General features: G+C 73.3%; 5 protein-coding genes. 3 read left to right on the plus strand and 2 right to left on the minus strand.

The window, feature by feature from the left end:
- Window positions 1–791 (plus strand): carboxypeptidase regulatory-like domain-containing protein (locus EBH09_RS17335; RefSeq protein WP_193776371.1); only part of this gene is annotated, 791 nt, incomplete at its 5' end.
- Between the two features lie 157 nt (window positions 792–948).
- Window positions 949–1,770, plus strand: a complete 822-nt coding sequence (locus EBH09_RS17340) for a YceI family protein (protein WP_121747906.1) — start codon at window positions 949–951, stop codon at window positions 1,768–1,770.
- Here the strand turns inward: EBH09_RS17340 and EBH09_RS17345 are convergent.
- Both EBH09_RS17345 and EBH09_RS17350 read right to left on the minus strand, forming a co-directional pair.
- On the minus strand, window positions 1,753–2,454 hold the full coding sequence (locus tag EBH09_RS17345) for a GAF and ANTAR domain-containing protein (RefSeq protein ID WP_121747907.1): 702 nt from the start codon (window positions 2,452–2,454) through the stop codon (window positions 1,753–1,755). The genes EBH09_RS17340 and EBH09_RS17345 overlap by 18 nt on opposite strands.
- A gap of 18 nt (window positions 2,455–2,472) precedes the next feature.
- Window positions 2,473–3,225 carry an ANTAR domain-containing protein gene (locus EBH09_RS17350; RefSeq protein ID WP_193776372.1) on the minus strand — a complete coding sequence of 251 codons (753 nt, stop codon included), beginning with the start codon at window positions 3,223–3,225 and terminating at the stop codon, window positions 2,473–2,475.
- Between the two features lie 217 nt (window positions 3,226–3,442).
- On the opposite strand from EBH09_RS17350, the gene EBH09_RS17355 reads away from it, so the two are divergent.
- On the plus strand, window positions 3,443–3,765 hold a 323-nt coding region (locus tag EBH09_RS17355), incomplete at its 3' end, for an STAS domain-containing protein (protein WP_153182675.1).

Here is a 3,765-nt window from a genome sequence, read left to right on the forward strand (position 1 = left end):
GAGCCGGTGAGCCGGGGGCGCACGTCTCCGGTGGCATCGCGGTCCGCGGCTTCGTCCGCGGCGCCGAGTCCGCCCCGGTCCGGCAGGCCGCGGTCACGCTGATCTCGCTGGGCGGCCGGCAGCTGGGCCGCTCGGTCGCCCAGGCCGACGGCTCCTACGTCCTCGACGCGCCGAGCGCGGGATCGTACGTCCTGATCGCCTCCGCCGACGGTTTCCAGCCGCAGGCGTCGACGATCGTCGTGAACGACGAGCCGGTCGCCTACGACATCCTGCTCAGCGGCACCAGCGGGCTGAGCGGCCTGGTCCGGGCCGTGGAGAGCGGGCTGCCGGTCAAGGACGCGATGGTGATCGTGACCGATGTGCGCGGGGACCTGCTGGCCTCCGCCGCCACCGGTGAGGCGGGCGAGTTCTCCTTCACCGAGCTGGTGCCGGGCACGGTGACCGTCGCGGTCAACGCCGCCGGCTACCGGCCGCGCGCCCTGCCGCTGGAGGTCGGTGGCACCGGCGTCACCCGCGTCGAGGTCGACCTCCAGGCCGGGGCGCAGGTCCAGGGCGTCGTGCGGGCGCCGCACGGTCCGCTGGCCGACGCCCGCGTCACGCTCGTCGACGCGGCGGGCAACGTGGTCGGCACGGCCACCACCGGTGCGGATGGGGCGTACGCCTTCACCGACCTGGACGCCGGTGAGTACACCGTCATCGCGACCGGCTACCCGCCGGTGGCGACGGCCCTGACGGTCGCCGGCCAGGGTGCCGACGGCCACGACATCGAGCTCGCCCACCCCGGCGAGTAGTCAGACCCCGGCCCGTGGTGGCGAGCGCGCTCTGAGCGGAGGTGCGCCCGCCCACCACGGGCCGGTTTCTTCACGACCGTCTTCACGACCTTCTGTACGACCTTCTGTACGACCTTCTGTACGACCACTTTCTGAGCTTTCGCAGGGAGAAAACGGGATGGGACTGACCGCGAGGATCCGAACGCGGGACGGATGGGCCGTGTCGCACGCGGTCGTCACGGTGACCGACATGACCGGCACGCAGGTGCTGCGCGCCGAGGCGGACGCCGAGGGCGCCGTGCGGGACAGCACCCCGCTGACGCCGGGGGCGTACACCGTCATCGTCACGGCCGTCGGCTACGCGCCCGCCGCGTCCAGCGCGATCGTCACCGCGAGCGGCCGGGCCGAGGCCGGCACCGTGACGCTGGCCCGCCAGGGCGGCACCGAGCTGCCGCCGCCGGGGCCGTGGACCGTCGACCCGGCGCACTCCAGCGTGGCCGCCGTCGCCCAGCACCTGGGCATCTCCAGCGTGCACGGCCGGTTCACGGAGTTCTCCGGCACCGTCGAGATCGCGCCGGACGACGTCACCAAGTCCCGGGTGGAGGCGGTGATCCGGGCGGCCTCCATCGACACCGGCAACGGCATGCGCGACACCCACCTGCGCTCCGCCGACTTCCTGGACACCGAGCGGTTCCCGGAGATCACCTACCGCTCCACCGGGGTGTCCCAGGCGGGCCCGGACCGCTGGACCGTCCACGGCGAGCTGGGCCTGCACGGCGTGAGCCGTCCGGTCGACCTGGACCTGGCCTACCTCGGCACCGGCGCCGACCCGTGGGGCGGCACCCGGGCGGCGTTCCGCGCCACGACGGAACTGCGCCGCGAGGACTTCGCCATGAACTACAACCAGGTGCTCCAGGCCGGCATCGCCGCCATCGGTACGACGCTCAGGGTCGAGCTGGACATCCAGGCGGTCCAGGGGGAGTCACTGCCGGCCGCGTGAGGCGCCGCCGGACGCCCGGGCCACCAGCTCGCCGCACAGGTCCCGGAGCTTGACGTTCCGGTGCTGCGAGGCCCGGCGCAGCCGCTCCAGTGCCCGGTGGGCGTCGATCCGCTCCCGGGCCATGAGCATGCCGACCGCCTGGTCGATGACGCTGCGGGAGAGCAGGGCGGTGCGCACATCCGCGGCCGACGCCCGCTGCCGCTCCAGCCGCAGGGCCTCGTTCACGACGTCCGCGGCCCGCTCCGCGAAGGTGCGGGCCGCTTCACGTCCGTCGGCCAGCGAATCGGGTTCCAGGCCGTAGAAGTTGAGTGCGGCGCCGGTCTCGCCCTCGACGGCCAGCGGCAGCGCCAGTACGCAGCGCACGCCGGTGGCCAGCGCGTACTTCGTGTACGCGGGCCAGCGCGTCTCCGTGGCCAGGTCGGGGGCGTACCGGGGGCTCTCCGTCTCGGCGGCGTCCACACAGGGGCCCGAGCCGTTCTCGTACTGCCGCAGGTCCAGGCCGCTGGGCAGACCGGAGCTGCCCGCCAGGGTCATCAGCCGGTCGGCACGGCGCACCGTCACCGAGCAGGCGACGGCGCCGGGCACCTGACCGACCGCGCGGTCGGTCAGGTCACGCAGCAGGGTGTCGAGACCCTGGCTGCGCGCCATCGCGTGGTCCAGCGTGTCGCGGATCTCCGAGGTCATGCCCGTACGGATATCCCGTCACCGCTCGCCCACGCCTCGTCCCCCCGCACCCGTGTTCGCGTCGACGATGCGGCGGGCGAGGTCGCGCAGTTTCACGTTCTCCCGCTGCGAGGCCTTCACCAGGGAGTCGAAGGCGCCGGCCGCGTCGATGTCCATCCGCTCCATGAGGATGCCGGTGGCCTGGCCGATCAGGTCCCGGGTGCGCATGGCCTCGGTGAGCTGCTCGCGCACGGTCGCCGAGTCCAGGGCGATGGAGACGTGCGCGGTGAACAGCCGGCCGATGCGAGTGGCGTCCTCGTCGAAGGCCTGCGGTTTGCGAGCGTAGGCCGTCAGCACGGTCAGGCGGCGCCGGTCGGCGCGCAGCCGCAGGGACAGGGCCGAGCGGAGGCCGATGGCGCAGAGGGCGTTCCCGCCGCCGTCGGCCTCGCTGTCGTCCGTCCGGACCACGGGCGTGGTCCACAGACGCTCCCAGTCGGGGTGCGGCTCACGGCCGCCGCCGTGCCGGGGCTCGGCCGTGAACCGTACGGACTCGTCCGTCCAGGCGAGGGTGCGCAGTCGGCCGCCGCGCTGGATCTCCGAGATGCCCGCGTGCTCAGCGCCGGGCAGCAGGCGCACCGCCAGCTCGACCGCGGCGTTCAGGGTGTCGTCCGGGGCGCCCGTGGCGTGCAGTTGCCGAGCCGCCGACGTCAGGACCTCGGCCAGCTCGAAGCCCACCGGAAAACGCGGCAAATCAGTAAATTCGGACGCAGCCACCACGAACCTCTTCGGCATGCGCGGCCAAACGGCCGTGCGCAGGAGAGCTCCGCAGCACATTCCCGACTGCGAGCACAGGACGAACAGCACTTTAGCTGCTTGGTTGCCTGCCGGTGACGCCCGGCCGAAGGAGCGGCGGCCACCTTCCCCGCCCCGTCGGCGGCGTGGTGGAATGGGGGCCGGGTCAGGAAGCGGCCTCGACCGGAAGCCGGCTGACGTCTGCCAGGTGAATGACGTGACCTTCCTCCCACAACCGTGCGAGCCGTGTGATCCGCCCGGCTACGCCGTACTCGCGCTGCCCCCCGAGATCGACTTCTGCAACGCCGCGGGGCTGCTGCCCCTGATCACGACCGCGGTGGACCACCACTCCGACGGCCTGCGCGTCCTCGTCCTGGACCTGACCGCGACCCGCTTCATGGACTCCCAGGGCGTCCGCCTCCTCGCCGAGGTACGCCGCCGCGTCCACCGGCACACCCGGCTGCGGGTGGTGGCCGCCCCGAAGGGCGTGCCGAGCCGCGTCCTGGAACTGTCCGGGCTGCGCCGTGACGTGCCGGTGTA

The organism is Streptomyces sp. E2N166 (assembly GCF_003671715.1).
Lineage (GTDB): Bacteria > Actinomycetota > Actinomycetes > Streptomycetales > Streptomycetaceae > Streptomyces > Streptomyces thinghirensis.